This window comes from Pseudomonas sp. AC242, from assembly GCF_979258655.1.
This window is the reverse complement of sequence record NZ_OZ409873.1, coordinates 4,675,001-4,701,976: the sequence shown is the minus strand read 5'-3', so window position 1 is coordinate 4,701,976 and position 26,976 is coordinate 4,675,001. Positions and strand designations below refer to the sequence as shown.

Sequence of the window (26,976 nt, the reverse complement as noted above, 5' to 3'; positions counted from 1 at the left end):
GAGAAACTACAAGGGGAGCCGAAGCTCCCCAAGAAGTAGTTGCGTGCTCTTTTTATTATTGATTCGGGCTTCTTGTTTTTGTTGAGTGCCCTCGCCACGAAGTGTTTCCTTCGTGACCCTCCCAATCGGGAGCCAAGAGCAAACGGATTGCTTTGGTCGCTGAATTGCAGTGATCTCTCGATCCAACCAGTACAGGCTCTGTCTTAGGACAGTTTTTGTTGTTCTCGGCCTGGTCGTGGGGCAAGCCCCAAATACAACGCCTCTCCAAAAGAATCAGTTAGCTGCGCCTCTCGCCGTCTTGTTTTTATTGTGCGTGAGTCGATTCGTCTTATTTTTATTGTCTTGTGCATTGCTTGTTATTGTTCTTGTACTGAACATATAGCAGGTGCCGTGCCAACTTTTGCGAAACCCAATAAAACAAGGGGTTAGGTCGATATAACCGTTTTGTCGGGGCGAAAAAAAGCCGGGGTTTCGTTACCGATAACCCCGGCTTCTGTTACGTGAATCGACTGAGGTAACAGTTTTTTCACATCTTCAAGCGTTACCCGCACACTCGACAGGTAACGTTCAGCTCTCGCTGGCGACCCCGGTCTTGCGCCGCGGAATGCCCAGACGCTGACGGCGTTCCCACAGGCATTTACGGCTGACGCCCAGTTTGCGCGCCAGTTCGGTCTCGGTCATGTGGTCCTGATGCTCGAGGACGAAGTGCTGGAAGTAGTCTTCCAGCGACAGGTCTTCGGTCGGCTCATGGCTGCTGTTGCTGGCGTTACCGCCCGTTTGCGGTGGCAGACCGATGAACTCGTCGTCTTCCAGATCGCTCAGCTCGATATCGATGCCCAGCAGATCGGCGGAGATTTCCGGGCTTTCGCTCAGAATCACTGCGCGCTCGACCGCGTTCTCCAGCTCACGCACGTTACCCGGCCAGGAATAATGACGGATCGCCTGTTCGGCATCCGCAGCAAACTTAAGGTCGGTACGGTTGATGCGCGCGCTCTGGCGAGCGAGGAAAGCCGTTGCGATCTCATTGACGTCGGCACCGCGCTCGCGCAAGGCCGGCAGTTTCAGTGCGATCACATGCAGACGGTAATAAAGGTCTTCACGGAACTGGCCGATTTTCGCCAGGCTCTTGAGATCCCGGTGAGTCGCCGCGATCAGGCGCACATCGACTTTCTGCGACTGCACCGAGCCAACCCGGCGAATCTCGCCTTCCTGCAACACGCGCAGCAGGCGGGCCTGGGCTTCCAGTGGCAGCTCACCGATTTCGTCGAGGAACAAGGTGCCGCCGTCCGCCGCTTCAACCAGACCGGCACGCCCGGCGCTGGCGCCAGTGAATGCGCCTTTCTCATGGCCGAACAGTTCGGACTCGATCAGGCTTTCCGGAATGGCTGCGCAGTTCACCGAAATCATCGGCGCCTTGGCACGTTTCGACAGGTTGTGCAGGGCGCGGGCCACCAGTTCCTTACCGGTGCCGGACTCGCCCTGGATCAACACATTGGAATCGGTCGGCGCGACTTTGCGGATCTTGCTGTACAGATCCTGCATCGGCGGGCAGGAGCCGATGATGCCGATTTCGCCGTTGCTGTTGTCGACGGCGGATTTACCGCTGCCATTGGCCGGTTTGCTGGCAACCGCTTCGCCGGCCGCCGGTGCCGATTGGCGATCACGCAGGATCCGCGCGACAGCCTGAAGCATTTCATCGTGGTCGAAAGGCTTGGCGATGTAGTCCACCGCGCCCATCTTCATCGAGTCGACCGCCGAGCGCAGGCTGGCGTAACTGGTCATGATCAGCACCGGTGTGCCCTGGCCGAGCTTGATCAGCTCGGTGCCCGGCGCACCCGGCAAGCGCAGATCGCTGACGATCAGATCGAACGTAGGAATGGTGAAGCGTTCTTGTGCTTCCTGCACTGAACCGGCTTCGCTGACCTGGTACTGATTACGTTCCAGCAGGCGGCGCAAGGCGGAGCGGATAATTGTTTCGTCTTCGACGATCAAAATGTGCGGCATTGATTCGATACTCTCGACGGTCTCAGTTCACAGCGGACGTCGCTTCGACATGACGCGGTAAGGTCACCCGGATACGGGTGCCGCGTTGGCTTTGTACATCAGCCGGGCTGTCGATGGTGATTTGTCCATAATGCTCTTCAACGATGGAATAGACCAGTGCAAGGCCCAGACCGGTGCCTTCGCCAGGATCCTTGGTGGTGAAGAAGGGTTCGAACAATCGGTCCATGATGTTCTTCGGAATTCCGCTGCCTTCGTCCTCCACGATCAGATCGACCGTGTGTTCGCCGGCTTCGCTCTTGACCCGCACCGCACTGTGCGGCGGCGAGGCGTCGCGGGCGTTGGAGAGCAGATTGATCAGTACCTGGGCGAGCCGCTGCGGGTCACCCTCGACCCAGTGATCGGGGTCGCACAGGTTGTAGAACTGCACTTCGAAATTGCGTCGGTTCAGCGCCAGCAGGCCAATAGCATCCTGGGCAACTTCGGCCAGACACACGGGTTCATCGCTGTGCTGATGGCTGCCGGCGTGAGCGAAGCTCATCAGCGACTGGACGATGCGTGACACGCGTTTGGTCTGTTCAAGAATCTGCCCGCTGATTTCCGTCAGTTCGCCGTCGTCTTCACGCTCTTCGCGCAGGTTCTGCGCCAGACAGGCGATGCCGGTGATCGGGTTGCCGATTTCGTGGGCCACCCCCGCCGCGAGGCGACCGATGCTGGCCAGACGTTCCGAGTGCACCAGTTTGTCTTCGAGCATCTGGGTTTCGGTCAAATCCTCAACCAGTAACACCAGACCACTGTTACCCGGTGCGAGCGGTTCATCGATGGCGGCTTTGTGCAGGTTCAGCCAGCGGGTCTGGCCGTCAAGGGCCAGATGTTGTTTGTGCAAATGCTCGTCGGGCAGGTTGATGAAGCCTTGCAGCAACTCTTTCCACGGCTCGCCAATGGTGCTCAGACGCGAACCGACCACGCGTTGTGCGGCGATCCCGGTGAGTTCTTCCATGGCCTTGTTCCACATCAGGATCTCTTGATCCTTGGCCAGCGAGCAGACGCCCATCGGCAGTTCCTGCAGGGTCTGGCGGTGGTAACGACGCAGGGCATCGAGTTCGGCGGCCAGGCCTGTGAGGCGCGAGTGGTAATCCTCGAGACGGCTTTCGATGAAGTGGATGTCTTCGGTCACATAGTTTTCGCCGCCGGCCTTGTAGGGCAGGAAGGTTTCGACCATGTCTTGCGCCACGCTCGGGCCCATCAGGCCGGAGAGGTTGGCTTCGATGCGGTCGCGCAAACGACGCAAGGCGTACGGGCGGCGTTCGTCGAAAGGCAGATAGAGGTCACGCAGCGCTTGCTCGACCTCCTTCTGCGCAGCCTTGGCGCCCAACGGTTTCGCCAGTTGTGTGGCGAACTCCTGGGGCGAGGCAGCGTGCAGTTCGCGGCGTTGCGGGCGCCGGACGTTATCCACAGCGCAGGCTTCGGCGGCGCTGGCTTCTTCGGGGCTGGCGTTGGTGAACAGCGAGATCAGCGTGAACATCAAGACGTTGGCGGCGAGCGAGGCGATGGCCGCCATGTGCCAACTGGTGTCGTCGAGTACGTAAATCATGTTCAGCAGCGGGATGTAGAAACCCTGCAGATTGCCGACCAGCGGCAGCAGCATGGTCACTACCCAGACCAGAATCCCCGCCAGCAGACCGGCGATAAAGCCGCGCCGATTGGCGGTCGGCCAGTACAGCACCGACAACACGCCGGGCAGGAATTGCAGGGTCGCCACAAACGCGACGATGCCGAGGTTGGCCAGATCCTGTTCGGCGCCGAGCATCAGGTAGAAACCGAAACCAGCCATGATGATCGCGACGATCAATGCGCGGCGGGTCCACTTCAGCCAGCGGTAGATATTGCCTTCGGCCGGCGGTTGATAAAGCGGCAGCACCAAGTGGTTCAGCGCCATGCCCGACAGCGCGAGCGTGGTCACAATGATCAATCCGCTGGCCGCCGATAAGCCACCGACGTAAGCCAGCAAGGCCAGCGGTTTGCTGTTGGCGGCGATGCCGATGCCGAGGGTGAAGTATTCCGGATTGGTCGTTGCACCGAGCTTGAGCCCGGCCCAGAGGATCAGTGGTACTGCCAGACTCATCAGCAGCAGGAACAGCGGCAAACCCCAGCTCGCACTGACCAGCGAGCGCGGATTGAGGTTTTCGGTAAAGGTCATGTGATACATGTGCGGCATCACGATCGCCGAGGCGAAGAACACCAGCAGCAACGTGCGCCACGGGCCTTCCTGCAATGGCGTGTGCAGGGCGGCGAGGGCGGTCTGGTTCTGCAGCAGCCACAGCTCAAGTTGCTGCGGGCCGTCGAACACGCCATACAGCGCATACAAACCGACGCCGCCGAGGGCGATCAGTTTGATCACCGACTCAAAGGCGATCGCAAATACCAGTCCTTCGTGCTTCTCACGGGTGGCGATATGCCGGGAACCAAAGAAAATCGTGAACAGAATGATCAGCGCACAGAACGCCAACGCCACGCGGCTCTGGATCGGCTCGCCGGTGAGGATGCCGATGGAGTCGGCCACCGCCTGAATCTGCAACGCCAACAGCGGCAGTACGCCGATCAGCATGAAAATCGTGGTCAGCGCGCCGGCCCAGGTGCTGCGAAAGCGGAACGCGAACAGATCCGCCAGCGACGACAGTTGATAGGTGCGGGTGATTTTCAGGATCGGATAGAGCAGCACCGGCGCCAGCAGAAACGCGCCGGACACGCCGAGGTAACTGGAGAGAAAGCCGTAGCCGTACTGGTAGGCGAGGCCGACCGTGCCGTAAAACGCCCAGGCACTGGCGTAAACACCCAGTGACAGGGTGTAGGTCAACGGGTGGCGAATGATCGCGCGCGGGATCATGCCCCGTTCGCTGATCCAGGCAACGCCGAACAGCACCGCCAGGTACGCGGCGCTGACCAGGATCATCTGGGTCAGGCTAAAGCTCATCGGCATCTTTTTGGCTCTGCAGGATGAAGGTCACGACTATGAGGATCAGCCAGAGCAGATACGGGCGATACCAGGCGCCCGTAGCGTCGATCCACCAATCCATGATGGCGGGGGAAAACAGGTAGATCCCCACGACTAAAAGCAGGACCAAGCGATAGATGTACATCCCGGCCTCTCTTTTTTATGCGCGTGCCCGAAAACGTGCGGCGATGGTAACGGATGGGCGCACGACTGCAAGTGTCGTCATAGCAGTTGCGCTTCGGGCAGCGTCAGTGTGCGCGGGATCTGTGTGGCATCCCAGTGTGCGCTGCCCCACGCCAGCAACTCTTGCGGCGAGGCGTGGGCCAGTTCGGCACTTGGGTTTTGCCCCAGTGCGCGCAGGGCTCGCAGCAACAATGGCGTGGCTTGATCCGCTTCAAGCGGCGGCGAACGATAGGACTTGCCGAGCTTGTTGCCGTCCGGTTGAGTAATCAGCGGCAAGTGCAGGTAACGCGGTTGGCGCAAGCCGAGCAATTCTTGCAGATAGAGTTGGCGTGGGGTCGAGTCGAGCAGGTCGGCACCGCGCACGATGTCGGTGATGCCTTGCCAGGCATCATCGAGCACCACGGCCAGTTGATAGGCGTAGAGGCCGTCGCGGCGACGGATCACGAAATCGCCGACGTCGCGGCCCAGATGCTGGCGGTATTCGCCCTGAACACGATCGATGAAGTGGTATTCCAGTTCCGGCACGCGCAGGCGGATCGCCGCGTCTTGCTGATCGTGACCGGCATTGCGGCACAGGCCCGGATAGATGCCGTTGTACGCTTCGAGCTGTTTGCGCGAGCAGGTGCAAGCGTAGGCCAGGCCATGATTGAACAGGCTGTTGAGCACTTCGGCGTAAGCATCGTGGCGATCGCTCTGACGCACCATGTCGCCGTCCCATTCAAAGCCGTAACTCTCCAGCGCCTTGAGGATCGCCACCTGCGCACCGGGTTCTTCACGGGGCGGATCGAGATCTTCCATGCGCACCAGCCAGCGACCACCGACCGAACGGGCGTCGAGGTAGGAGGCGAGGGCGGCAACCAGCGAACCGAAGTGCAGGTGGCCACTCGGGGTTGGGGCGAAGCGGCCGATGTAGGCGGGGGATGTTTTGGCAGTCATGGAGACGAAGCTACTTTTCAGGCTATACGCAGGTCAACCTGTGGGAGCGAGCCTGCTCGCGATAGCGTAATTTCAGACGATTAAATGCTGAATGACACACCGATTTCGCGAGCAGGCTCACTCCTACAAAAGGCAAAAGGCAGAAACAAAAACGGAGCGTTCGCACGCTCCGTTTTTCGTTCAGGTCGAGATTACTTGCCGACCTGCTTTTCCTTGATCTCAGCCAGGTTCTTGCAGTCGACGCACATGTCGGCAGTAGGACGGGCTTCAAGGCGCTTGACGCCGATCTCGATGCCGCACGAATCGCACCAGCCGTATTCGCCGTCTTCGATCAGTTGCAGTGTCTTGTCGATCTTCTTGATCAGCTTGCGCTCGCGATCACGGGCACGCAGTTCAAGGGCGAACTCTTCTTCCTGACTGGCACGGTCGGCCGGGTCGGGAAAGTTGGCCGCTTCGTCCTTCATGTGATCAACAGTTCGGTCGACTTCCTGCATCAAGTCCAGTTTCCACTTGGTCAGGATCTTGGTGAAGTGCGCGCGCATGGGTTTGCCCATGTACTCTTCGTCTTTGGCCTGAACATAAGGTTCGAAGCCGCTGATCGCCGTTTGCTGCTGTTGCTTTGCTTGGGTGGGCATGAAATGGACCGCCTCTACTCTTGTAATCCATTGCGCAGGATTGCTCCATCACCGACACCTGCCGGCCCTGCGGCTGCAAGCGGGCGAACTTACCAGATCAAATCGGCCTGCGCTACTCCCGGATGTCGAGGCCCCGGCGGGTGGCGCTTGCAAATGTTTGGCAAGCCGTGTCTGGTGGTGTTGAAGACCTGTTCAATCACTGATTTTAGTCAATCCTGGAGCGTACGTGCGTATCGTTACAGTCCAGCGTTCTTGAGGCTGTGACCGCTGCGGGTTCTCGCTCGTTCCGGCAGATGGGTAGAATCGTCTCTTTTTCCCTGCCGAAGGAAAACCAATGGCTCAGCCTTACAGTGCGCGCAGTCGTGCGATCGAACCGTTCCATGTGATGGCGCTGCTGGCGCGGGCCAATGAGTTACAGGCTGAAGGTCATGATGTCATCCATCTGGAGATCGGTGAGCCAGATTTCACTACCGCTGAACCGATCATTCGTGCCGGGCAGGCGGCGCTGACGGCGGGCAAGACCCGTTACACCGCTGCGCGCGGCATTCCGGAACTGCGCGAGGCAATCGCCGGGTTTTATCAATCGCGTTATGGCTTGAATATCGACCCACGGCGGATTCTGATTACACCGGGCGGTTCCGGTGCGCTGTTGCTGGCCAGCGCGTTGCTGGTCGATCCCGGTAAACACTGGCTGCTGGCGGATCCGGGTTACCCGTGCAACCGGCACTTCCTGCGTTTGGTCGAAGGTGCGGCGCAGTTGGTGCCGGTGGGTCCGGACGTGCGTTATCAACTGACTCCTGATCTGGTCGAGCGGCATTGGGATCACGACAGCGTCGGCGCACTGGTGGCTTCGCCGGCCAACCCGACCGGGACGATCCTGACACGCGATGAGCTGGCCGGGTTATCCACAGCCATCAAGGCGAAACACGGGCATCTGGTGGTGGACGAGATCTATCACGGCCTGACCTACGGCACCGATGCCGCCAGCGTGCTGGAAGTCGATGACAGCGCTTTTGTGTTGAACAGTTTCTCCAAGTATTTCGGCATGACCGGCTGGCGTCTCGGCTGGCTGGTGGCGCCGGACGCGGCGGTCAGCGAGCTGGAAAAACTCGCGCAGAACCTCTACATCAGTGCACCGAGCATGGCGCAATATGCGGCGTTGGCCTGTTTCGAGCCGGATACTATTGCGATTCTTGAAGAGCGTCGTGCCGAATTCGGCCGTCGCCGGGATTTCCTCCTGCCAGCGTTGCGCGAGTTGGGTTTCAACATCGCCGTGGAGCCGGAAGGCGCTTTCTATCTCTACGCCGATATCAGCCAGTTCGGCGGCGATGCCTTCGCGTTCTGCCGACATTTCCTCGAAACCGAGCATGTGGCGTTCACCCCGGGTCTGGATTTCGGTCGCTATCAGGCCAGTCACCATGTGCGTTTTGCCTACACGCAAAACCTCCCGCGCTTACAGGAAGCGGTGGAGCGAATCGCCCGTGGCTTGAAGAGCTGGCAAGGCTGATGCGCTTTTATCCACCTCTGGAAGAGGCGCGACTGATCCGGCGTTACAAGCGTTTTCTCGCCGATATCGAAACCGTTGGCGGCGAGTTGCTGACCATTCACTGCCCGAACACCGGTTCGATGCTCAATTGTCAGGTCGAGGGTGGGCAGGTCTGGTTCAGTCGCTCCAACGATCCGAAACGTAAGTTGCCCGGTACATGGGAAATCGGTGAAACCCCGCAAGGCCGGTTGTTTTGCGTGAATACAGCTCGGGCCAACGGTTTGGTTGAAGAGGCGTTGCAGGCTGGCGTTATCACCGAGTTGAACGGCTTTACCGCGTTGAAACGTGAAGTCGCTTACGGGCAGGAAAAGAGCCGTATCGATTTCCGCCTCGAATACCCGAGTGGCCCGGCCTATGTAGAGGTGAAAAGCGTCACTCTGGGTTTCGACGGTACTGCGGTGGCGGCATTTCCCGATGCCGTGACCCAGCGTGGCGCCAAGCATCTGCGGGAGTTGGCGCATCTGGCACGGGACGGGATTCGCGCGGTGCAGTTGTACTGCGTCAATCTGAGCGGGATTGACGCGGTGCGGCCGGCGAAGGAAATCGATTCGGCGTACGCCGATGCACTTCTCGAAGCAGTGGCCTGCGGCGTTGAGGTGCTGGCGTATGGCGTGCGGCTGGACCATGAAGAGATGGTCATCGACCGGCGTCTCGACGTGTTACTCAACGGTTAAACATCGATCCACAGGCCTTGGGCGTCTTCGCGGCAGGGTATGGCGGTGAGTGATTGCCCGGCGCAGGGGCCAGCGACGCATTCGCCGTCCTCGATCAGAAACAGTGCGCCGTGGGTGGCGCACTGGATCAGGCTGTTGCTCGGGTCGAGAAACTGGTCTGGCTGCCATTCCAGCCCGACGCCGCGATGCGGGCAGCGATTGAGGTAAACATACGCCTGGCCGCTGCGGCGCACGGCGAACAGTTTGTTGCCGTCGATCTCAAAACCACGGCTTTTCGCTTCAGCCAGGTCGGCGCCCGCGCAGAGAAACTTCATGACTATCCTCTAGTGTCCGCTCGTGTCTGGATATGTCCGAGCTTGACGTTTAAATGCAAACAATTATCAAATGGCGACCTTCACCCGCAGGCGTCTGGCAGATGTCGAGGATACTTGGCCTGCCATCCTGATGCCCGGGAAAAACCTTATTCAAGGAAGCTGTGTATGCGCCTGAGTACCCGCGTTGCCGTGCTGTGTGTCGGACTTTTGGTCAGCCACCAGGCTGCAGCGGCTGATTTGCCGCAACGTTGGGTCAGTGCCGGCGGTGCGCTGTCGGAGTGGGTCAGTGCGTTGGGCGGCGAATCGAAACTGGTCGGCGTCGATACCACCAGCCAGCACCCGGAGTCGTTGAAGGCGCTGCCGAGCATTGGTTATCAGCGCAGCCTTTCGGCTGAGGGCATTCTCAGTCTGCGTCCGGATATCTTGATTGGCACTGAAGAAATGGGCCCGCCGCCGGTTCTGTCGCAAGTCAAAGCGGCCAAGGTTCAGGTGGTGTTGTTCTCGGCTCAACCGGATCTGCCGACGCTGGAGAAGAACGTTACTCATTTGGGCCAATTGCTCGGCGCCGAGCCGAAGGCTGCGCAGTTGCTGCAAACTTATCAACAGCAGCTCGATGCGCAGAAGGCGCGTGTTGTTCAAGTGCAGAGCAAACAAAAGGCGCCGGGCGTGTTGCTGTTGCTCGGGCATGCGGGCGGCAAACCGTTGATCGCCGGCAAGGACACTGCCGCCGACTGGCTGTTGCAGCAGGCCGGGGGGCGTAACCTGGCGACGCACACCGGTTACAAACCGTTCTCCGTGGAATCCCTCGCCAGCCTTGATCCTGAGGTGCTGGTGTTCGCCGACCGTGCGTTGACCGGTGAGGCGGCGAAAGCGGCGCTGTTCAAGGAAAACCCGATTCTCGATTCAAGCCGCGCGGTCAAGGCCGGGCGCGTGCTGGAGCTTGACCCGACTTTGCTGGTCGGCGGCCTCGGGCCACGTTTGCCGGCGGCGCTGAAAAGCCTGACTGACGGCTTCTACCCGGCCAAGAGCGGCCAATGACCACACTGGTAAAACCCCGTGCCTTGTTCATTGGCCTGACACTGCTGTGTTTGCTGGCGATCTGGCTGTCGCTGGCGTTGGGGCCGGTCAGCCTGCCGCTGTTCGATACATTACGCGCGGCGTTACGCATGCTCGGCCTGCCGCTGGCACCGGACGGTCTGGAGCAGGCGGAGCTGATCCTGGGGCAGATTCGTTTGCCGCGTACTTTGCTCGGGCTGGCGGTCGGCGGTGTGTTGGCTTTGTCCGGTGTGGCAATGCAGGGCTTGTTTCGTAACCCGTTAGCGGATCCGGGGCTGGTCGGCGTTTCCAGCGGCGCGGCATTGGGCGCGGCGATCGCGATTGTTGGTGGCTCGTTTTTCGGCGGTCTGCCGGAATGGTTTGGACCGTATCTGTTGTCGGTCTGTGCGTTTCTCGGTGGGTTAGGGGTGACGGCGCTAGTCTATCGACTGGGGCGACGCAACGGCCAGACCAATGTTGCAACCATGTTGCTCGCGGGGATTGCCCTGACGGCGCTGGCCAGTTCGGCCGTCGGCTTGTTCACTTATCTGGCGGATGACGCGACGCTGCGCACGCTGACCTTCTGGAACCTTGGCAGCCTCAATGGCGCCAGTTACGCGCGGCTGTGGCCTTTGCTGATCATCAGCGCCGGTGTCGCATTGTGGTTGCCGCGTCGGGCGAAAGCGCTGAATGCCTTGCTGCTCGGAGAATCCGAGGCCGGACATTTAGGCATCGATGTCGAGCGGCTCAAGCGTGAATTAGTGTTTTGTACGGCGCTGGGGGTTGGCGCCGCAGTGGCGGCAGCCGGGATGATCGGTTTTGTCGGGCTGGTGGTGCCGCATCTGGTGCGCTTGCTGGCGGGGCCGGATCACAAAGTCTTGCTGCCGGCATCGGTGTTGGCGGGGGCGAGCCTGTTGCTGTTGGCTGATCTGGTCGCGCGATTGGCGCTGGCGCCGGCAGAATTGCCGATCGGTATTGTCACCGCGTTTATCGGTGCGCCGTTCTTCCTCTATCTGCTGTTACGAGGGCGCGCCTGATGTTACGTGCACAGGATCTGCACATTCAGCGTGGTCGCAAGACAGTGCTCAGCGATGTCACGCTGCAGCTTGAACCGGGTGAAGTACTCGGTGTGCTGGGGCCGAACGGTGCTGGCAAAAGTACCTTGCTGGGCGCCTTGTGCGGCGAGTTGGCGGCGAGCAACGGCGGGGTTTCCCTCGACGGGCAGGCGTTGAGTCACTGGACTGGCCCGCAACGTGCGCAACGACTGGCGGTGTTGCCTCAGGTGTCGACCCTGGATTTTGCCTTTCGCGTTGAAGAAGTGGTCGGCATGGGCCGCTTGCCTTGGCAAAGCGGTTGGGTGCGCGATGACGAAATCATCGAGTCGGCGTTGACGGCGGCGGATGCCGGGCACTTGAGCGGTCGCAGTTATCTGGCGCTGTCCGGTGGCGAGCGTCAGCGTGTGCATCTGGCGCGGGTGCTGGCGCAGCTTTGGCCGGGGCAGGCCGGGCAGACGCTGCTGTTGGATGAGCCGACGTCGATGCTCGATCCGCTGCATCAACACACAACGCTGCAGGCCGTGCGCGAGTTTGCTGATCGTGGCGCCGCGGTATTGGTGATCCTGCATGATCTGAATCTGGCGGCGCGTTATTGTGATCGCATTCTGCTGCTGGAAGGCGGGCATCCGGTGGCGCTGGATACACCGCAGCAGGTTTTGCGACCGGACACGCTCCAGGCCGTATTCGGTCTCGAAGTGTTGGTGCAGCCGCACCCGGAGCGTGGGCATCCGCTGATTATCGCCCGCTGACTGGATCATCGAGGTGATTGCATGCGTGGGATGTGGCTGTTGGCGGTGGTGTTGCTTGCGGGGTGTCAGCATGCTGTGGTGCCACCGCCGGTCAGTGGCGAGATTCGCGATCTACGCAACGGCGAAGTGCTGACGGCGCAGCAGCTGGTGAAGCGCTTGGCTGAGCCTGAGCGGTTGATCATCGGTGAGCAGCATGACAATGCCGATCATCATGCCGCGCAGTTGTGGCTGTTGCGCTCGCTCGGCGAGCAGCGGCCGCAGGGCAGTCTTCTAATGGAAATGTTCACGCCGGACCAGCAGCCTCGTGTTGACCAGGCACGCCAGACGAAAACGCCGTCCGCTGATCTGCCCGGTGCATTGGCCTGGCAGGACGGTTGGGACTGGAATCTCTATGGGCCGATTGTCCGCTTCGCGCTCACTCAACCTTATCCGCTACTGGCGGCAAATCTGGATAGCGACGAGATTCGAACCTTCTATCGCAATCCGTCCGTGTTGAAGGGAGAGCGCAGCAATGCTGAGTCGGTGAAAGCCGTATTGTTGGAGCAGATCAGCGATTCCCACTGTGGCCTGCTGCCCGAATCACAGATGCCGGCAATGCTCGCTGTTCAGCAACAACGTGATCGGCGTATGGCCGAAGGGCTATTGGCGGCCCCGACACCTTCAGTCTTGCTGGCCGGTGCGTGGCATGCGCGCAAGGATGTTGGCGTGCCGTTGCATGTTGTGGATTTGGGCGCCACGGAGTCCCCGACGGTGTTGATGCTGGCAGAGCAGGGCACCGAGATAACGGCAGCGATGGCCGATTACGTTTGGTACACGCCCGCCACGCCCAAGCAGGATTACTGCGAGCAGATGCGCAAACAGTTCGGCAAATGACTTTTCCACAGGCAAAAAAAGACCCGGTAAAAACCGGGTCAAATAACCGTGATTAGCCTGATGAGGAGATAATCTGAGAGTCCGAACCAAGGGCTTTTCAGAATATCGACTGATCTCGCGACCAGTTGTGATAATCATAGCGATTCTCATTACCGAGTCAACAACTGTTTTTCCGTTTCTTTGAATTCGTCTGGTAAATGGCCGGAACACCCCGTAAACAAAGGGTTCAGCGCAGGCTTTCCGGTGGGGGTATTCGTGTGATCTGCCGATTCAGCTGGCCGATCCGCCGCGCCATGCTCTCGATCAGGCTGTGGGCGATCTTCGGATTGGTGCGAGTCATGCTCAAGAATTGTTCACCGGGAATCAGCATTATTGTGCTCGGTTCTCGGGCGATGACCGTGGCACTGCGTGGCTCGCCGGTGAACACGGCCATAGCACCAAAAATTTCGTCCTTGGGCACGTCGCCAACTTTCTGCCCGTCTACAAACGCTTCGGCATGCCCGTCGATGATTACGAACACGTGGTCAGCTGCGTCACCCTGGCTGATCAGGGTTTCACCGGCTTCGACCCGTTTGAAACCGTTGGTGCTGCGAAACTCGCGTGGCTTCAGCTCCGCGACGGCATGGGCAAGGATTGCCATTTGCCCGAGCAGATACTCCAGAAACTGCTCTGCCCGATGAGTGTCGGCATGCAAATGCTGGAAAAACTCACCACGCCGATAGGGCGTCAAGCGCAATGCCCCTTCATTGCATAAACGGCAATCAGCCCAGTTCTCACCTTGCTGGAGGCCGATCAAATCACCCTCCTGCCAATAAAACAGCGGGCGGGCGGCGATACAGCCGCTGATCCCACCTTCATTGAGCAGGAATAGCTGATCGGCGGGCAATTGCGCGAGCAAATCATCCGACGCTTCCAACTCCACAGTCGGCCCGCAAGGCGCCAAATCGCGCAGCCACAGTGCAGGCAAGCTCTGCAAACGGTTGATCAAGGCATCGGCCCAGGCCGATTGTTCCCCCAGTAAATACATAACGGTCTATGCCCGTTCAGTTCTTGTGGCGCGAGGAAATGGCTTCAAGCTGCTTGTTCAAGGCGTCCTTGCGTTCGGCGGGGATGTCGTTCCAGTGCACATCCATCAGCGCGCCTTCAATCGCATACAACAACACCTTCGATGCGCGAAACCCGCGGGTACGCACGGCCCGGTAGGCATCCACTGCGCCCAGGCGACGCAAGTCCGAGGCGCTGTGGATGCCCACGGCATGCAGCCATTGCGCCGACGTCTTGCCAAGATTCTTCAGGTGTTGCAGTTCATCATTCATCAAGCCTCCTTGCGACGGCCGAATGGTGCGTGGGCGAGCTTCTCAGGAGTGTAGCCATCAGTAGGAAAAGCGTGGTTGTTTGGTCGGATTCAACGCAAACGCTTCTAAGAAAGGGCGCTTTTAAGGGCTGCGAGCGCAGATGAGGAGGGGGGAACACAAATCAATGTAGGAGTGAGCCTGCGCGCGATAGCGGACTTGCAGGCACACATGTGTTGAATTCTAAACCGCTATCGCGAGCAGGCTCACTCCTGCAGGGACGGCGTTGTGTCAGGGAACAATGAGGCGATCAGCGGGTGCGATAACGCAAACGCGTGCCGAAATTCATCGACATCAGAATCTCGTCAGCGCTCAGCTCCGGCGGGAAATACGCCCCGGAAATCTGTGCGTGAGCCAGGCTTGCACCTTCCAGCGACGCATTGCGGAAATCGATGCCACGCAGATCGGCGGAACGGAAGTACGCGTCCCGGAAATCCACGCCATCGGCATTCAGTTCACGCAAATCGAGACCACGGAAATCGCCGCCGACCATGTCGATCGGGCCATCCTGTGGGCGCTCTTTGTTGAAACCTGTGATGTCATCTTTGTGCAGCAAGGCATACAGCGGGGTGTCGAGAAGTTTCGGCTGGCTCATGTCATATCACCGTTGGTTTTATGACGCCAGTATAGTGCCACTATTTGACGGCCGTGAAGCGAGCGAGGGCTTCACGGCCGAAATAGTTTCTTACAGGCCTGGCAGGCGCTGACGGATCTGCGCGACCACGGTGTCCAGCGTGCCGGATTCGTTGGTCTGCACGCGTTTGCTGCGCAGGATTTCTTCCGGCGTCAGCGCTTCACGATTGGCCTGCTGCGCTTCGATTACGGCCAGGGTGGCGTCAGACGGATCCTGTTTGTCGGCCTGACGAATCGCCAGCCAGCTCTCGATCACCGCTTGCGGTGCGTTGCAGTCGAGGATCAGGAACGGCGTACCGGTGGCTTCGGCAATTTTTGCCGCGTTGTCGCGTTGCTCGCGTTTGAGGTAAGTGGCATCGATCACCACCGGGAAACCGGCGTGCAGGATGACTTCAGCAATTTCATGCAGGCGTGCGTAGGTCGCGGTGCTGGCGTCGGCGCTATAGATGCCGGCCTGCACGTCGTTGGCCACGGTTTGCTCGCCGAACAAGCGCTTGCGCTCGACATCGGAGCGCAGGCGGATGGCACCCAGCGCTTCGACCAGACGCATGGCCACGTGGCTTTTGCCAACCGCGGAAACACCGTGGGTGATCGCCATGAAACGCGAGGGAATGGTGCTGTAGCTCTCCGCCAGGTTGGCGTAGTTGCGGTACTGGCGCAGGGTGGTGGCGCGCTGCACTGGTGTTGCGTCTGCCGGCATGCTGAACAGCGCAACCTTGGCGCGAACCAGTGCGCGGTAGGCTTTGTAGAAGTTCAGCACTTCCAGGCCTTGATAGTCGCCGGTCAACTCGAGGTACTGGCTGATGAAGCGGCGCGCCAGGGATTTCAGGCCACGGTCTTCCAGGTCCATCGCGAGGAAACCGGTGTCGGCCCAGACGTCCGTGAAACGGAACGGTTCGTTGAACTCGATGCAGTCGAAGATCACCACTTTGCCGTCAATGACCGTGGCGTTGCCCAGGTGAATATCGCCGTGGCATTCACGGGTAAAACCTTCGGTTTTGCGCTGAGCGAACAGTGGCTTGAGACGTTCGAAACTGCTTTCGGCCCAGGCTTTCAGTGCGTCGAGTTGCAGCAGATCGTTTTTGTCGCTGAGGAACGGCAGGATCTGCTCGAAGTTTTGCGCGACCGGCGCCATTACGCTGTCCGGGGTGCCGGCATCGTGTTCGGCCGGGACTTTTGGCGCGGTGAGGTGGAAGTGAGCGATCTGCTGCGCCATCTCGTCGATGTGCTGGGTGGTCAGCTCGCCATTGGCTTGCAGGGTGCTGAGCAAACCGCTCTGCGGGAACTGGCGCATTTTCAGCACGTATTCGATCGCTGCGCCGTCGCCGCCCAGTTGCGGTGCTTCAACGCTGCCAGTCACCGGCAACACTTCCAGATACAAATCATCAGTCAAACGCTGGTTCAAACGCAGCTCTTCTGCGCAGAAATGTGCACGCGATTCGAGACCGGTGAAGTCGAGGAAGCCGAAATTGACCGGTTTCTTCACTTTATAAGCGAAGGGACCGGTGAGGATCACCCACGAGATATGGGTTTCGATGACCTGAAACCCTTCGACAGGGTGCGGGTAGAGGGCCGGGTTTTGCAGGGCAGCGATCAGTGACTGGCTCACGGGCGATCCTTCAGAGACTGGGGGAAATTCGAGGTGGCCATTATGGCCGCTCGCCAGCCCGACGCAAACCTCGGAGCGCTCCTGTTGAGGATGAATAAAGTGCGTATAATCCGCCGCCATGACTCGAACTCGATCCCCCCGTACCAAGAAAAAGCCACCCTCCAAGGGCCTTAGCCCGTGGTTGAGCTGGGCCATTAAACTCAGTCTGGTCGGCCTTGTCGTGCTGGCCGGCTTCGCCGTTTACCTCGATGCCGTGGTGCAGGAGAAGTTCTCCGGCAAACGCTGGACCATCCCGGCCAAGGTCTACGCGCGGCCGCTCGAGCTGTTCGTCGGACAAAAGCTCAGCAAGGACGATTTCCTTACCGAACTCGATGCCCTTGGCTATCGCCGTGAGGCGGTCAGCAATGGCCCCGGCGCCGCAGCCGTCAGTGGCAATACGGTCGATCTGAATACCCGTGGCTTCCAGTTCTATGAAGGCCTGGAAAAACCGCAGCCGGTACGCGTGCGTTTCTCCGGCGATTACGTCGCAGAACTGTCGGCGACCAACGGTTCAAAGTTATCCGTAGTGCGCCTTGAGCCGTTGATGATCGGCGGCATTTATCCAAAGAATCTCGAAGACCGCATTCTGATCAAACTCGATCAGGTGCCGCCGTATCTGCTCGAAACCCTGGTCGCTGTAGAAGACCGCGACTTTTATAGCCACTGGGGCGTGTCGCCGAAGTCGATTGCCCGCGCTGTCTGGGTCAACACCTCTGGCGGCAAGATGACCCAGGGCGGCAGTACGCTGACCCAGCAGTTGGTGAAAAACTTCTACCTGACCAGCGAACGCAGCCTGACTCGCAAGCTCACCGAAGCAATGATGGCGATGCTGCTGGAGTTGCATTACGACAAGAAGGAAATTCTTGAGGCTTACCTCAACGAAGTCTTCGTCGGACAGGACGGTCAGCGTGCGGTGCACGGTTTTGGTCTGGCCAGCCAGTTCTTCTTCGGCCAGCCATTGTCCGAGCTGAAACTGCATCAGGTGGCGTTGCTGGTCGGCATGGTCAAAGGCCCGTCCTACTACAACCCGCGTCGTAATCCTGAGCGCGCGCTGGAACGGCGTAACCTGGTGCTCGACGTGCTTGAGCAGCAAGGCGTGGCGACTGCCGAACAGGTCGAAGCGGCGAAGAAAATGCCACTGGGCGTGACCACGCGCGGCAAGCTCGCCGACAGCTCGTTCCCGGGCTTTATCGATCTGGTCAAACGCCAGTTGCGTGAAGACTACCGCGACGAAGACTTGACCGAAGAAGGCCTGCGCATCTTCACCAGTTTCGATCCGATCCTGCAGATGAAGGCCGAAGCGTCGGTCAACGACACCTTCAAACGTCTGGCCGGGCGCAAGGGTTCTGATGACGTGGAAGCGGCGATGGTCGTGACCAATCCGGAAACCGGCGAAGTCCAGGCCATGATCGGCAGCCGTCAGGCCAGTTATGCCGGTTTCAACCGCGCACTGGATGCCGTGCGGCCGATTGGCTCGTTGATCAAGCCTGCGGTTTATCTGACTGCGCTGGAAAAACCGAGCCAGTACACCCTGACCAGTTGGCTGTCCGACGATCCGTTGTCGGTCAAAGGCGCGAACGGTCAGGTGTGGAAACCACAGAACTATGACCGTCGCTCTCACGGTACCGTGTTCCTTTATCAGGGCTTGGCGCATTCCTACAACCTGTCGACTTCGCGTCTGGGCCTGGAAGTCGGCGTGCCGAATGTATTGAAAACCCTGGGTCGACTGGGCGTGACGCGTGAGTTCCCGGCATTCCCGTCGATGCTTCTCGGCGCTGGCGGCATGACCCCGATCGAAGTCGCGACCATGTACCAGACGCTGGCCAACGGTGGTTTCAATACGCCGATGCGCGGGATTCGCAGCGTGCTGACCGCCGAGGGCGAGCCGCTCAAGCGTTATCCGTTTCAGATTGAGCAGCGCTTCGATCCGGCGTCCATTTATCTGATCCAGAACGCCATGCAGCGCGTGATGCGTGAAGGTACCGGCAGCTCGGTTTATAACGTGCTGCCCAAGACTCTGACGCTGGCGGGCAAGACCGGTACCAGTAACGATTCCCGTGACAGCTGGTTCGCCGGTTTCAGTCAGGATCTGCTGGCGGTGGTCTGGTTGGGTCGTGATGACAACGGCAAGACACCGTTCACCGGGGCGACTGGTGCGCTGCAGGTCTGGACCAGTTTCATGCGCAAGGCCGATCCGCTGCCGCTGGACATGCCGCAACCGGACAACGTCGTGCAGGCGTGGGTCGATTCGCGTACCGGGCAGGGCTCCGATGCCAACTGCCCGGGGGCGGTGCAGATGCCGTATATTCGCGGCAGCGAACCGCCACCCGGCGCCGCCTGTGCGGGCGAAACGCCTGCTTCCGGCGAGTCGGTGATGGATTGGGTCAAGGGCTGGATGAATTAAGCGAAGAGGGTTTCAAGTGAACAAGTGGTTGATTCCAGCGGTGACCGCCGTGGCTTTGCTCAGCGGCTGCTCTACCGTACAGCGTGGTTCGATTCCGGTGGTTGATTCCGGTACTGCGGTGTCCAACAGCGAGCGTATTTCGGCCAATGGCGGTTTCCGTCAAACGACGGTGAAGCGTCCTGCGCAGGGCCAGACTCAGGCCATTCCGCAAGGTGATACTGGTGTGGTGGTGATGGTGCCGGGCGGCGGCGCTGCCGTGTCGACACCGATCAGCGCTTCGCCAATCGTGCCAGGCCCGGCATCCGGCGGTATCACGGCGGGGCCGTACAATCCTTCGCCGGCCGAGTCCGCGCCGATCAATTCCGGCAGCTACAGCATGCCGTCGACGCCCAGCGGGATTCCTTCGGCCAGCAGCGGCGGTGGCTTGTCGGCAGATGAGCAACTGGACGGTCCGGTGCTTGCCTTGCTGACGACAGCTCAACAACAACAGGCCGGTGGCGACCTCAATGGCGCGTCCTCCAGCCTGGAGCGTGCTCAGCGTGTGGCGCCGCGTGAGCCGCAAGTGCTTTATCGTCTGGCGCAGGTGCGCATGGCCCAAGGTGACGCGCCGCAAGCAGAGCAGTTCGCCCGTCGTGCGTTGACCATGGCCAACGGTCGTCCGGACTTGCAGGCCAGCCTATGGGAAATCATTGCTCAGTCCCGTGAGAAACAAGGCGATTCCGCCGGCGCCGCTCAGGCCCGTCAGAAGGCCAAGGTTTCGCTGTGATGGATGCTCGTTTCCCGAAAATCGCTGATCAGCTGTTGCTGATCGAGCGTGAGCTGCGCACACAAGGCTGGTGGGATGAGGTTTCTCCGTCGGCCGAAGCGCTGAGCAGTGTCGAGCCGTTTTCGGTCGATACACTGGACTTCGAGCAGTGGCTGCAATGGATCTTCCTGCCACGCATGAAGATGATCCTTGAACAGGATTTGCCGTTGCCGAATGCTTCGGGGATTCAGGAAATGGCCGAAATGGTCTTCGCCCAGCGCAACCTGGGTGGCAAGGATCGTCAGTTGCAGGTGCTGCTCAAAGAGTTTGACCTGCTGATCACTGCCTCGCGCTAACCCAGACTGACACCGGATAGGTAGGAGCTGCCGAAGGCTGCGATCTTTTGATCTTGTTTTTGAAAGCAAAATCAAGAGATCGCAGCCTGCGGCAGCTCCTACAGGTGTCTATTCACAATTCCGCGCGATTTGTTTCTGTGCCTCGACGATGCGTTCCTGACGCTGTGCATCATCCAGCCGGCGCATCTGCCCCTCCACCTCCTCCCTCAGGCGCGGATTGTTCTGCAATTGCGCAAGGTTCGTCCGTGCCTGCTCGCAAAACTGCTTGAGCTGCGCCTGCTGGTCAGCCACCTGTTTCTTCACCTTGTCGTCGATAGCCTTCTGGTCACCGAGTACACCGCTGCCCGGCATTGCCCCGGGCTTGGGCGGGGGCGACGAGGGCGTCTGCAAGGTCGTCGACGGCTGGCCCGCTGGCGGCTGCGCATCGAAATGCGTGACGCCTTGAGCGTCGACCCATTTGTAGATTTGAGCGGCCATGCCCCATGGGCTGATGCCGATCAGCAGAGTGAGGAGGAGCGTTCGCATGCTGAATCCTTGGTAAAAGTGCGCAATTGACACTAACAGAGTAGCGGTTTTCAGGTTTTTTCTTGCGTTCTCATGTGTTTACCCACAATTAACCACATAGACGGCTTGACTTGGAGGGGGCGAAACAGAAGAATCCAAAGTCCGCTGTAGAGGGACTGCCAGAAGCAGACCCACTCGGTAGATCATGAGGCGCACATCCGCGCCGACCTGTTACACCCGCAACGCGTTACCTCGCGCTGGGTGGGAAAGGCCCGCAACACTTGGGACGATCCCAATACTTGCTCAGTCAGTGCTGACGTAGTCGGCGACCACCGTCGCTCATGCTCTGCCGAGAAGTAAACCTATTAAGACCCGCCCCTTTTTTGTGGACGGTATTCTGGCGTTTTAGAGGTGAACAACGTGGAGCTTTTATCTGGCGGTGAGATGCTCGTCCGCTTTTTGCGTGACGAAGGCGTCAAATATATCTACGGGTACCCGGGTGGTGCTCTCCTGCATGTTTACGATGCCCTGTTCAAAGAACCGGAAGTGACTCACATCCTGGTTCGTCACGAACAAGCGGCAACCCATATGGCTGACGGTTATGCCCGTGCCACCGGTAAAGCCGGCGTGGTATTGGTGACTTCCGGTCCTGGCGCCACAAACGCCATTACCGGGATCGCGACCGCCTATATGGACTCGATTCCAATGGTGATCATTTCCGGTCAGGTGCCAAGCACCATGGTCGGCACCGACGCGTTCCAGGAAACCGACATGATCGGTATCTCCCGGCCGATCGTGAAGCACAGCTTCATGATCAAGCACGCTTCGGAAATCCCGGAAGTCATGAAGAAGGCCTTCTACCTGGCGCAATCCGGTCGTCCGGGCCCGGTCGTGGTCGATATCCCGAAAGACATGACCAACCCGGCCGAGAAGTTCGAATACATCTTCCCGAAAAAAGCCAAGCTGCGTTCCTACAGCCCGGCCGTTCGCGGTCACTCCGGGCAAATCCGCAAGGCGGCAGAAATGCTCCTGGCGGCCAAGCGCCCAGTGCTCTATTCGGGTGGCGGCGTGATCCTCGGCAACGGTTCTGCACCGCTGACCGAACTGGCGAAAATGCTCAACCTGCCCGTGACCAACACGTTGATGGGCCTGGGTGGTTTCCCGGGTACTGATCGTCAGTTCATCGGCATGCTCGGCATGCACGGCAGCTACACCGCCAACCTGGCGATGCACCATGCTGACGTGATCCTCGCGGTCGGCGCACGTTTCGACGATCGCGTGATCAACGGCGCGGCGAAGTTCTGCCCGAACGCCAAGATCATCCACATCGATATCGACCCGGCTTCGATTTCCAAGACCATCAAGGCCGACGTGCCAATCGTTGGCCCGGTGGAGAGCGTCCTGACCGAAATGGTTGCGATCCTCAAGGAAATCGGCGAGACCCCGAACAAGGAGTCCGTTGCCAGTTGGTGGAAGCAGGTTGATGAATGGCGCGGTGATCGCGGCCTGTTCCCTTACGAGAAGGGCGACGGCAGCAAGATCAAGCCACAGACCGTGATCGAAACCCTCTGCGAAGTGACCAAGGGCGATGCCTTCATCACTTCCGACGTGGGCCAGCACCAGATGTTCGCTGCGCAGTACTACACGTTCAACAAGCCGAATCGCTGGATCAACTCCGGTGGTCTGGGCACCATGGGCTTCGGTTTCCCGGCGGCCATGGGCATCAAGTTGAGCTTCCCGGATGACGATGTTGCCTGCGTCACCGGCGAAGGCAGTATCCAGATGAACATCCAGGAACTGTCGACCTGCCTGCAATATGGCTTGCCAGTGAAAATCGTCATCCTCAACAACGGTGTTCTGGGGATGGTGCGTCAGTGGCAGGACATGAGCTACGGCAGCCGTCACTCGCATTCCTACATGGAATCGCTGCCTGACTTCGTCAAGCTGGCTGAAGCCTACGGCCACGTCGGCGTACGCATCACCGAATCGAAAGATTTGAAGTCGAAGATGGCAGAAGCGTTCGCCATGAAGGATCGCCTGGTGATCATCGACGTTTCGGTCGACACCAGCGAGCACGTCTATCCGATGCAGATCAAAGACGGCTCGATGCGCGATATGTGGCTGAGCAAGACGGAGCGTACTTAATCATGCGGCACATTATTTCCTTGCTTCTGGAAAACGAACCCGGCGCTCTGTCTCGCGTAGTCGGCCTGTTCTCGCAGCGCAACTACAACATCGAAAGCCTGACCGTGGCTCCGACCGAAGACCCGACCCTGTCGCGTCTGACGCTGACCACCGTTGGCCACGATGAAGTCATCGAGCAGATCACCAAAAACCTGAACAAGCTGATCGAAGTGGTCAAGCTGGTGGACCTGTCGGAAAGCGCTCACATCGAGCGCGAGCTGATGCTGGTCAAGGTCAAGGCCACTGGCGCCCAACGCGCCGAGATCAAACGCACCACCGATATTTACCGTGGACAGATCGTCGACGTCAGCGCCAGCGTGTATACCGTTCAATTGACCGGTACCAGCGACAAGCTCGACAGCTTCATTCAGTCCATCGGCACCGCATCGATTCTGGAAACCGTCCGTAGCGGCGTGACCGGCATTGCCCGCGGCGACAAAGTACTCAGCATCTAAACCAAATTAGCGAATGGCCTGAACGGCCTGGATATATAGGGGAAATTCATGAAAGTTTTCTACGATAAAGACTGCGACCTGTCGATCATCCAGGGCAAGAAAGTTGCCATCATCGGTTACGGTTCCCAGGGCCACGCCCAAGCGTGCAACCTGAAAGACTCCGGTGTCGACGTTACCGTTGGTCTGCGTAAAGGTTCGGCCACCGTTGCCAAAGCAGAAGCTCACGGCCTGAAAGTGACCGACGTTGCTTCCGCTGTTGCTGCTGCCGACCTGGTCATGATTCTGACCCCGGACGAGTTCCAGTCTTCCCTGTACAAGAACGAAATCGAGCCGAACATCAAGAAAGGCGCCACCCTGGCCTTCTCCCACGGCTTCGCGATCCACTACAACCAGGTTGTACCGCGTGCCGACCTCGACGTGATCATGATCGCGCCGAAAGCTCCGGGTCACACCGTACGTTCCGAGTTCGTCAAGGGCGGCGGTATCCCTGACCTGATCGCGATCTACCAGGACGCCTCGGGCAACGCCAAAAACGTTGCGCTGTCCTACGCCGCTGGCGTTGGTGGCGGTCGTACCGGCATCATCGAAACCACCTTCAAGGACGAGACCGAAACCGACCTGTTCGGCGAACAAGCCGTTCTGTGCGGCGGTACCGTTGAGCTGGTCAAAGCCGGTTTCGAAACTCTGGTTGAAGCTGGCTACGCGCCGGAAATGGCCTACTTCGAGTGCCTGCACGAACTGAAGCTGATCGTTGACCTCATGTACGAAGGCGGTATCGCCAACATGAACTACTCGATCTCCAACAACGCCGAGTACGGCGAGTACGTGACTGGCCCGGAAGTGATCAACGCCGAGTCCCGTCAGGCCATGCGCAACGCCCTGAAACGTATTCAGGACGGCGAATACGCCAAAATGTTCATCAGCGAAGGCGCAACCGGCTACCCTTCGATGACCGCCAAGCGTCGTAACAACGCCGCTCACGGCATCGAAGTCATCGGCGAGCAACTGCGCTCCATGATGCCGTGGATCGGTGCCAACAAGATCGTCGACAAAGCCAAAAACTAAGTCGTCGTCCCTTGTATGAAAAAACGCGGCCTCGGCCGCGTTTTTTCGTTTGAGCCGGTGGTTCTGGTATAAAGCTGCAGCGTTTGTGGCCGAACTGTCGTCCTCAAGCACCTGTCGAATTTTCTCCAAACCGTTGCAAGGTAATGTCCATGAGCGAACGTCCCGAAGAGCCGAACAAGGCTTCTGACGCCGAAAGCCTGCTGCCCATCGATGAACACATCGAGGAAGGGCACGACGCAGAAGGTCGTAAAGTCCGGCATCGTGGTATCTATCTGCTGCCGAATCTGTTCACCACTGCGAACCTGTTCGCAGGGTTTTACTCCATCATCAACTCGATGAGCGCCCAGGCGGCCTTGAGTGCCGGTGATTCCGCCAACGCGAGCAAGTATTTTGCTTTCGCTGCGATCGCGATCTTCGTTGCCATGGTGCTCGACGGCCTCGACGGTCGTGTCGCGCGCATGACCAATACACAAAGTGCCTTCGGCGCCGAGTACGACTCGCTGTCGGACATGGTCGCGTTCGGTGTTGCACCGGCGTTGCTGGCATTCGGTTGGGCGTTGGGCGATATGGGCAAGGTCGGCTGGATGGTCGCCTTTATCTATGTAGCAGGCGCGGCGTTGCGTCTGGCGCGCTTCAATACTCAGGTCGGTACGGCGGACAAGCGCTATTTCATCGGTCTGGCCAGTCCGGCGGCTGCTGGTGTGGTGGCGGGGATTGTCTGGGCGTTCAGTGATTATGGCATTCAGGGTTCGAAGATGTCGTTCCTGGTTGCGTTGATGGTGGCGGCCGCCGGCATGCTGATGGTCAGCAACATCAAGTACAACAGCTTTAAAGAGCTGGATCTGAAAGGGCGCGTACCGTTCGTGGCTATCCTTGCTGTGGTGCTGGTGTTTGCCGTGGTATTCAGCGATCCACCGCGCATTCTGTTGCTGGTGTTCCTTGCTTACGCGGCGTCCGGCCCGGTTCAGTACCTGTTGCATCTTCGTCGGCACAAAAAAGCCGAGTGATGTAATTTCCCGCATACTCCGCAGTCTATGGGTGCATCTGTCCTCCAAAGCTGCGGAGTTGCCATGTTGATCAAAGTCCCCAAAGCGTCCGACTGCCACGAGTCGGATGTCACACCTGAATCCATTTATCTCTCTCGCCGCCAATTATTGGGAGCCACTGCTGCCGGTATCGCCGTCAGCAGCCTGCCGCGCTGGGCCAATGCCGACGATGCGGCGCGGTATGCCGATGTCGAGCCGGGCAAGGCACCTGCATGGTTCATCGAGAAGCTGCCTTCTACTAAATGGGGAGCGGTCAACGTCAAGGATGAGGCGATCACGCCTTATAAAGATGCAACTCACTACAACAACTTTTATGAATTCGGTACCGACAAGGGTGATCCGGCAGCTAATGCCGGCTCGCTGAAAACCGAACCATGGAGCGTAGTGATCGACGGGGAGGTGGGTAAGCCTGGGCGCTATGCGCTGGAAGACTTCATGAAGCCTTATCAGTTGGAAGAGCGTATCTATCGTTTGCGCTGCGTCGAGGCGTGGTCGATGGTCATTCCGTGGATTGGCTTTCCGATCTCGGCGCTGCTCAAGCAGGTCGAGCCAACGTCCAAAGCCAAATACATTCGCTTTGAAACCTTGCAGGATCCCAAGAGCATGCCCGGCCAGCGCTCCGGTTTTGCCTTGATCGATTGGCCTTATGTAGAAGGCTTGCGGCTGGATGAGGCGATGAATCCCTTGGCGATTCTGGCGGTAGGCATGTATGGCCGTGAATTGCCGAATCAAAATGGCGCGCCGCTGCGTCTGGTGGTGCCGTGGAAGTATGGCTTCAAGAGCGTCAAATCCATCGTGCGCATCAGTCTGGTCAGCGAGCAGCCGAAGACGACCTGGCAGAGCATTGCGGCAGATGAATACGGGTTTTATGCGAACGTGAATCCTACGGTTGATCACCCACGATGGACGCAAGCACGAGAGCGTCGCCTGCCGAACAGTCTGTTCAAGCCGAATGTTCGTGATACGCAAATGTTCAACGGCTATGCGGATGAAGTCGCTTCTTTATATGCAGGGCTCGATCTGCGGAAGAACTACTGATGCGATTCCCGTACTGGCGTATAGGCGTTTTCATTGCGGCAGCGGTCTGGCCGATGCTGTGGTTGTATCAGGCGCTTGAGGATTTGCTTGGGCCGGATCCCGGCAAAGTGCTGGTTGATCGGCTGGGGCTGGGAACATTGGTGTTGTTATTGATCACCCTGAGCATGACGCCGATGCAGAAACTGACCGGCTGGGCAGGGTGGATTGCGGTTCGCCGGCAGTTGGGGCTCTGGTGTTTCGCCTATGTGGTTTTGCATCTGTGTAGCTATATGGCGTTCATTCTGGGTTTCGATTGGTCGCAGCTGACAGTCGAGTTGCGCAAGCGACCTTACATAATAGTAGGGGCGTTGGGCTTTCTCGGATTGTTGGCGTTGGCGGTGACTTCCAATCGCTACAGTCAGCGTCGTTTAGGTGTGCGCTGGAAGAAACTGCATCGTCTGGTCTACGTGATTCTGGGCCTGGGTTTGCTGCACATGTTGTGGATCGTGCGCGCTGATCTTGAAGAGTGGGCGATCTATGCCTTTATAGGTGCGGTGCTCCTGCTACTGCG

26 protein-coding genes (1 of these 26 running past the window's edge) are annotated in these 26,976 nt (G+C 59.1%); 15 read left to right on the top strand and 11 right to left on the bottom strand.

Going from position 1 to position 26,976, the window contains the following annotated elements:
* Nucleotides 1-567: 567 nt before the first annotated feature.
* From ACZZ0A_RS21020 to dksA, 5 genes are all read right to left on the bottom strand, one after another.
* Nucleotides 568-2,004: a sigma-54-dependent transcriptional regulator gene (locus ACZZ0A_RS21020; RefSeq protein ID WP_007909919.1), complete on the bottom strand. Its 1,437-nt coding sequence runs from the start codon at nt 2,002-2,004 to the stop codon at nt 568-570.
* Between the two features lie 22 nt (nt 2,005-2,026).
* Nucleotides 2,027-4,981 carry a sensor histidine kinase gene (locus tag ACZZ0A_RS21015; protein ID WP_007909920.1) on the bottom strand — a complete coding sequence of 985 codons (2,955 nt, stop codon included), beginning with the start codon at nt 4,979-4,981 and terminating at the stop codon, nt 2,027-2,029.
* On the bottom strand, nt 4,965-5,141 hold the full coding sequence (locus ACZZ0A_RS21010; protein ID WP_003176118.1) for a hypothetical protein: 177 nt from the start codon (nt 5,139-5,141) through the stop codon (nt 4,965-4,967). The genes ACZZ0A_RS21015 and ACZZ0A_RS21010 overlap by 17 nt, the downstream gene beginning before the upstream one ends.
* A 77-nt stretch (nt 5,142-5,218) precedes the next feature.
* The gene (gluQRS, locus tag ACZZ0A_RS21005; RefSeq protein ID WP_463543683.1) at nt 5,219-6,115 is read right to left on the bottom strand and encodes a tRNA glutamyl-Q(34) synthetase GluQRS; all 897 of its coding nucleotides are present in this window, start codon (nt 6,113-6,115) and stop codon (nt 5,219-5,221) included.
* Nucleotides 6,116-6,306: 191 nt separating this feature from the next.
* Nucleotides 6,307-6,750, bottom strand: coding sequence for an RNA polymerase-binding protein DksA (dksA, locus tag ACZZ0A_RS21000; protein WP_007909922.1), 444 nt, complete (start codon nt 6,748-6,750; stop codon nt 6,307-6,309).
* Between the two features lie 334 nt (nt 6,751-7,084).
* Between dksA and ACZZ0A_RS20995 the strand changes: the two genes are divergently transcribed.
* Complete coding sequence (locus ACZZ0A_RS20995; protein WP_007909923.1) at nt 7,085-8,257, top strand: pyridoxal phosphate-dependent aminotransferase; 1,173 nt, start codon at nt 7,085-7,087, stop codon at nt 8,255-8,257.
* A complete protein-coding gene (sfsA, locus tag ACZZ0A_RS20990) occupies nt 8,257-8,970 on the top strand; it encodes a DNA/RNA nuclease SfsA (RefSeq protein ID WP_463543682.1) in 714 nt (237 codons plus the stop codon). The genes ACZZ0A_RS20995 and sfsA overlap by 1 nt, the downstream gene beginning before the upstream one ends.
* On the opposite strand, the gene ACZZ0A_RS20985 is transcribed toward sfsA, so the two are convergent.
* Nucleotides 8,967-9,284, bottom strand: coding sequence for a Rieske (2Fe-2S) protein (locus tag ACZZ0A_RS20985; RefSeq protein ID WP_095114498.1), 318 nt, complete (start codon nt 9,282-9,284; stop codon nt 8,967-8,969). The genes sfsA and ACZZ0A_RS20985 overlap by 4 nt on opposite strands.
* Nucleotides 9,285-9,449: 165 nt before the next feature.
* Here ACZZ0A_RS20985 and ACZZ0A_RS20980 point away from each other — a divergent pair, with 165 nt between their 5' ends.
* Genes ACZZ0A_RS20980 through ACZZ0A_RS20965 form a run of 4 tightly spaced genes read left to right on the top strand, consistent with a single transcriptional unit; the run spans nt 9,450 to nt 12,996 of the window.
* Nucleotides 9,450-10,322, top strand: a complete 873-nt coding sequence (locus tag ACZZ0A_RS20980; RefSeq protein ID WP_463543681.1) for a heme/hemin ABC transporter substrate-binding protein — start codon at nt 9,450-9,452, stop codon at nt 10,320-10,322.
* A gap of 50 nt (nt 10,323-10,372) precedes the next feature.
* Entirely contained in the window at nt 10,373-11,356 is a 984-nt protein-coding gene (locus ACZZ0A_RS20975; RefSeq protein WP_185051973.1) for a FecCD family ABC transporter permease, read from the top strand.
* A gap of 44 nt (nt 11,357-11,400) precedes the next feature.
* The gene (locus ACZZ0A_RS20970; RefSeq protein WP_463544107.1) at nt 11,401-12,123 is read left to right on the top strand and encodes a heme ABC transporter ATP-binding protein; all 723 of its coding nucleotides are present in this window, start codon (nt 11,401-11,403) and stop codon (nt 12,121-12,123) included.
* 21 nt (nt 12,124-12,144) lie between these two features.
* The gene (locus ACZZ0A_RS20965; RefSeq protein ID WP_447787138.1) at nt 12,145-12,996 is read left to right on the top strand and encodes a ChaN family lipoprotein; all 852 of its coding nucleotides are present in this window, start codon (nt 12,145-12,147) and stop codon (nt 12,994-12,996) included.
* A 226-nt stretch (nt 12,997-13,222) separates the two neighbouring features.
* On the opposite strand, the gene ACZZ0A_RS20960 is transcribed toward ACZZ0A_RS20965, so the two are convergent.
* The 4 genes from ACZZ0A_RS20960 to ACZZ0A_RS20945 all read right to left on the bottom strand — a co-directional run bounded on the left by ACZZ0A_RS20960 (nt 13,223) and on the right by ACZZ0A_RS20945 (nt 16,590).
* Nucleotides 13,223-14,023: a Crp/Fnr family transcriptional regulator gene (locus ACZZ0A_RS20960; protein ID WP_123375930.1), complete on the bottom strand. Its 801-nt coding sequence runs from the start codon at nt 14,021-14,023 to the stop codon at nt 13,223-13,225.
* Between the two features lie 16 nt (nt 14,024-14,039).
* Nucleotides 14,040-14,312: a TfoX/Sxy family protein gene (locus ACZZ0A_RS20955; RefSeq protein ID WP_003228231.1), complete on the bottom strand. Its 273-nt coding sequence runs from the start codon at nt 14,310-14,312 to the stop codon at nt 14,040-14,042.
* Between the two features lie 286 nt (nt 14,313-14,598).
* Nucleotides 14,599-14,943: a pentapeptide repeat-containing protein gene (locus ACZZ0A_RS20950; protein ID WP_007909940.1), complete on the bottom strand. Its 345-nt coding sequence runs from the start codon at nt 14,941-14,943 to the stop codon at nt 14,599-14,601.
* Nucleotides 14,944-15,033: 90 nt separating this feature from the next.
* The gene (locus tag ACZZ0A_RS20945) at nt 15,034-16,590 is read right to left on the bottom strand and encodes a bifunctional aminoglycoside phosphotransferase/ATP-binding protein (RefSeq protein ID WP_463543680.1); all 1,557 of its coding nucleotides are present in this window, start codon (nt 16,588-16,590) and stop codon (nt 15,034-15,036) included.
* A 118-nt stretch (nt 16,591-16,708) separates the two neighbouring features.
* Between ACZZ0A_RS20945 and mrcB the strand changes: the two genes are divergently transcribed.
* From mrcB to ACZZ0A_RS20930, 3 genes are read left to right on the top strand one after another with little or no spacing between them, the layout of a single operon-like run.
* The gene (gene mrcB, locus ACZZ0A_RS20940) at nt 16,709-19,033 is read left to right on the top strand and encodes a penicillin-binding protein 1B (RefSeq protein WP_007909944.1); all 2,325 of its coding nucleotides are present in this window, start codon (nt 16,709-16,711) and stop codon (nt 19,031-19,033) included.
* 16 nt (nt 19,034-19,049) lie between these two features.
* Nucleotides 19,050-19,799 carry a hypothetical protein gene (locus ACZZ0A_RS20935; RefSeq protein WP_007909946.1) on the top strand — a complete coding sequence of 250 codons (750 nt, stop codon included), beginning with the start codon at nt 19,050-19,052 and terminating at the stop codon, nt 19,797-19,799.
* Nucleotides 19,799-20,134 (top strand): YqcC family protein, encoded by a 336-nt coding sequence (locus ACZZ0A_RS20930; RefSeq protein WP_007909947.1) that lies wholly within the window; start codon nt 19,799-19,801, stop codon nt 20,132-20,134. The genes ACZZ0A_RS20935 and ACZZ0A_RS20930 overlap by 1 nt, the downstream gene beginning before the upstream one ends.
* A gap of 108 nt (nt 20,135-20,242) precedes the next feature.
* On the opposite strand, the gene ACZZ0A_RS20925 is transcribed toward ACZZ0A_RS20930, so the two are convergent.
* A complete protein-coding gene (locus ACZZ0A_RS20925; RefSeq protein ID WP_414895043.1) occupies nt 20,243-20,659 on the bottom strand; it encodes a DUF4124 domain-containing protein in 417 nt (138 codons plus the stop codon).
* Nucleotides 20,660-21,058: 399 nt separating this feature from the next.
* Between ACZZ0A_RS20925 and ACZZ0A_RS20920 the strand changes: the two genes are divergently transcribed.
* The 6 genes from ACZZ0A_RS20920 to msrQ all read left to right on the top strand — a co-directional run.
* Entirely contained in the window at nt 21,059-22,783 is a 1,725-nt protein-coding gene (locus tag ACZZ0A_RS20920; RefSeq protein WP_007949940.1) for an acetolactate synthase 3 large subunit, read from the top strand.
* Nucleotides 22,784-22,785: 2 nt separating this feature from the next.
* Nucleotides 22,786-23,277 (top strand): acetolactate synthase small subunit, encoded by a 492-nt coding sequence (gene ilvN / locus ACZZ0A_RS20915; RefSeq protein ID WP_003176102.1) that lies wholly within the window; start codon nt 22,786-22,788, stop codon nt 23,275-23,277.
* A gap of 48 nt (nt 23,278-23,325) precedes the next feature.
* Nucleotides 23,326-24,342: a ketol-acid reductoisomerase gene (ilvC, locus tag ACZZ0A_RS20910; RefSeq protein ID WP_007909969.1), complete on the top strand. Its 1,017-nt coding sequence runs from the start codon at nt 23,326-23,328 to the stop codon at nt 24,340-24,342.
* Between the two features lie 149 nt (nt 24,343-24,491).
* Nucleotides 24,492-25,349, top strand: a complete 858-nt coding sequence (gene pssA / locus ACZZ0A_RS20905) for a CDP-diacylglycerol--serine O-phosphatidyltransferase (RefSeq protein WP_016983477.1) — start codon at nt 24,492-24,494, stop codon at nt 25,347-25,349.
* Nucleotides 25,350-25,412: 63 nt separating this feature from the next.
* Entirely contained in the window at nt 25,413-26,426 is a 1,014-nt protein-coding gene (gene msrP, locus ACZZ0A_RS20900; protein ID WP_007909973.1) for a protein-methionine-sulfoxide reductase catalytic subunit MsrP, read from the top strand.
* Nucleotides 26,426-26,976, top strand: partial view of a protein-methionine-sulfoxide reductase heme-binding subunit MsrQ gene (gene msrQ, locus ACZZ0A_RS20895; RefSeq protein ID WP_095114483.1) — the 5' portion only. 73 nt of this gene lie beyond the right edge of the window; 551 of the gene's 624 nt are visible here — the first part of the coding sequence; it begins with the start codon at nt 26,426-26,428; the stop codon falls past the right edge of the window. Before msrP ends, msrQ begins: the two co-directional genes overlap by 1 nt.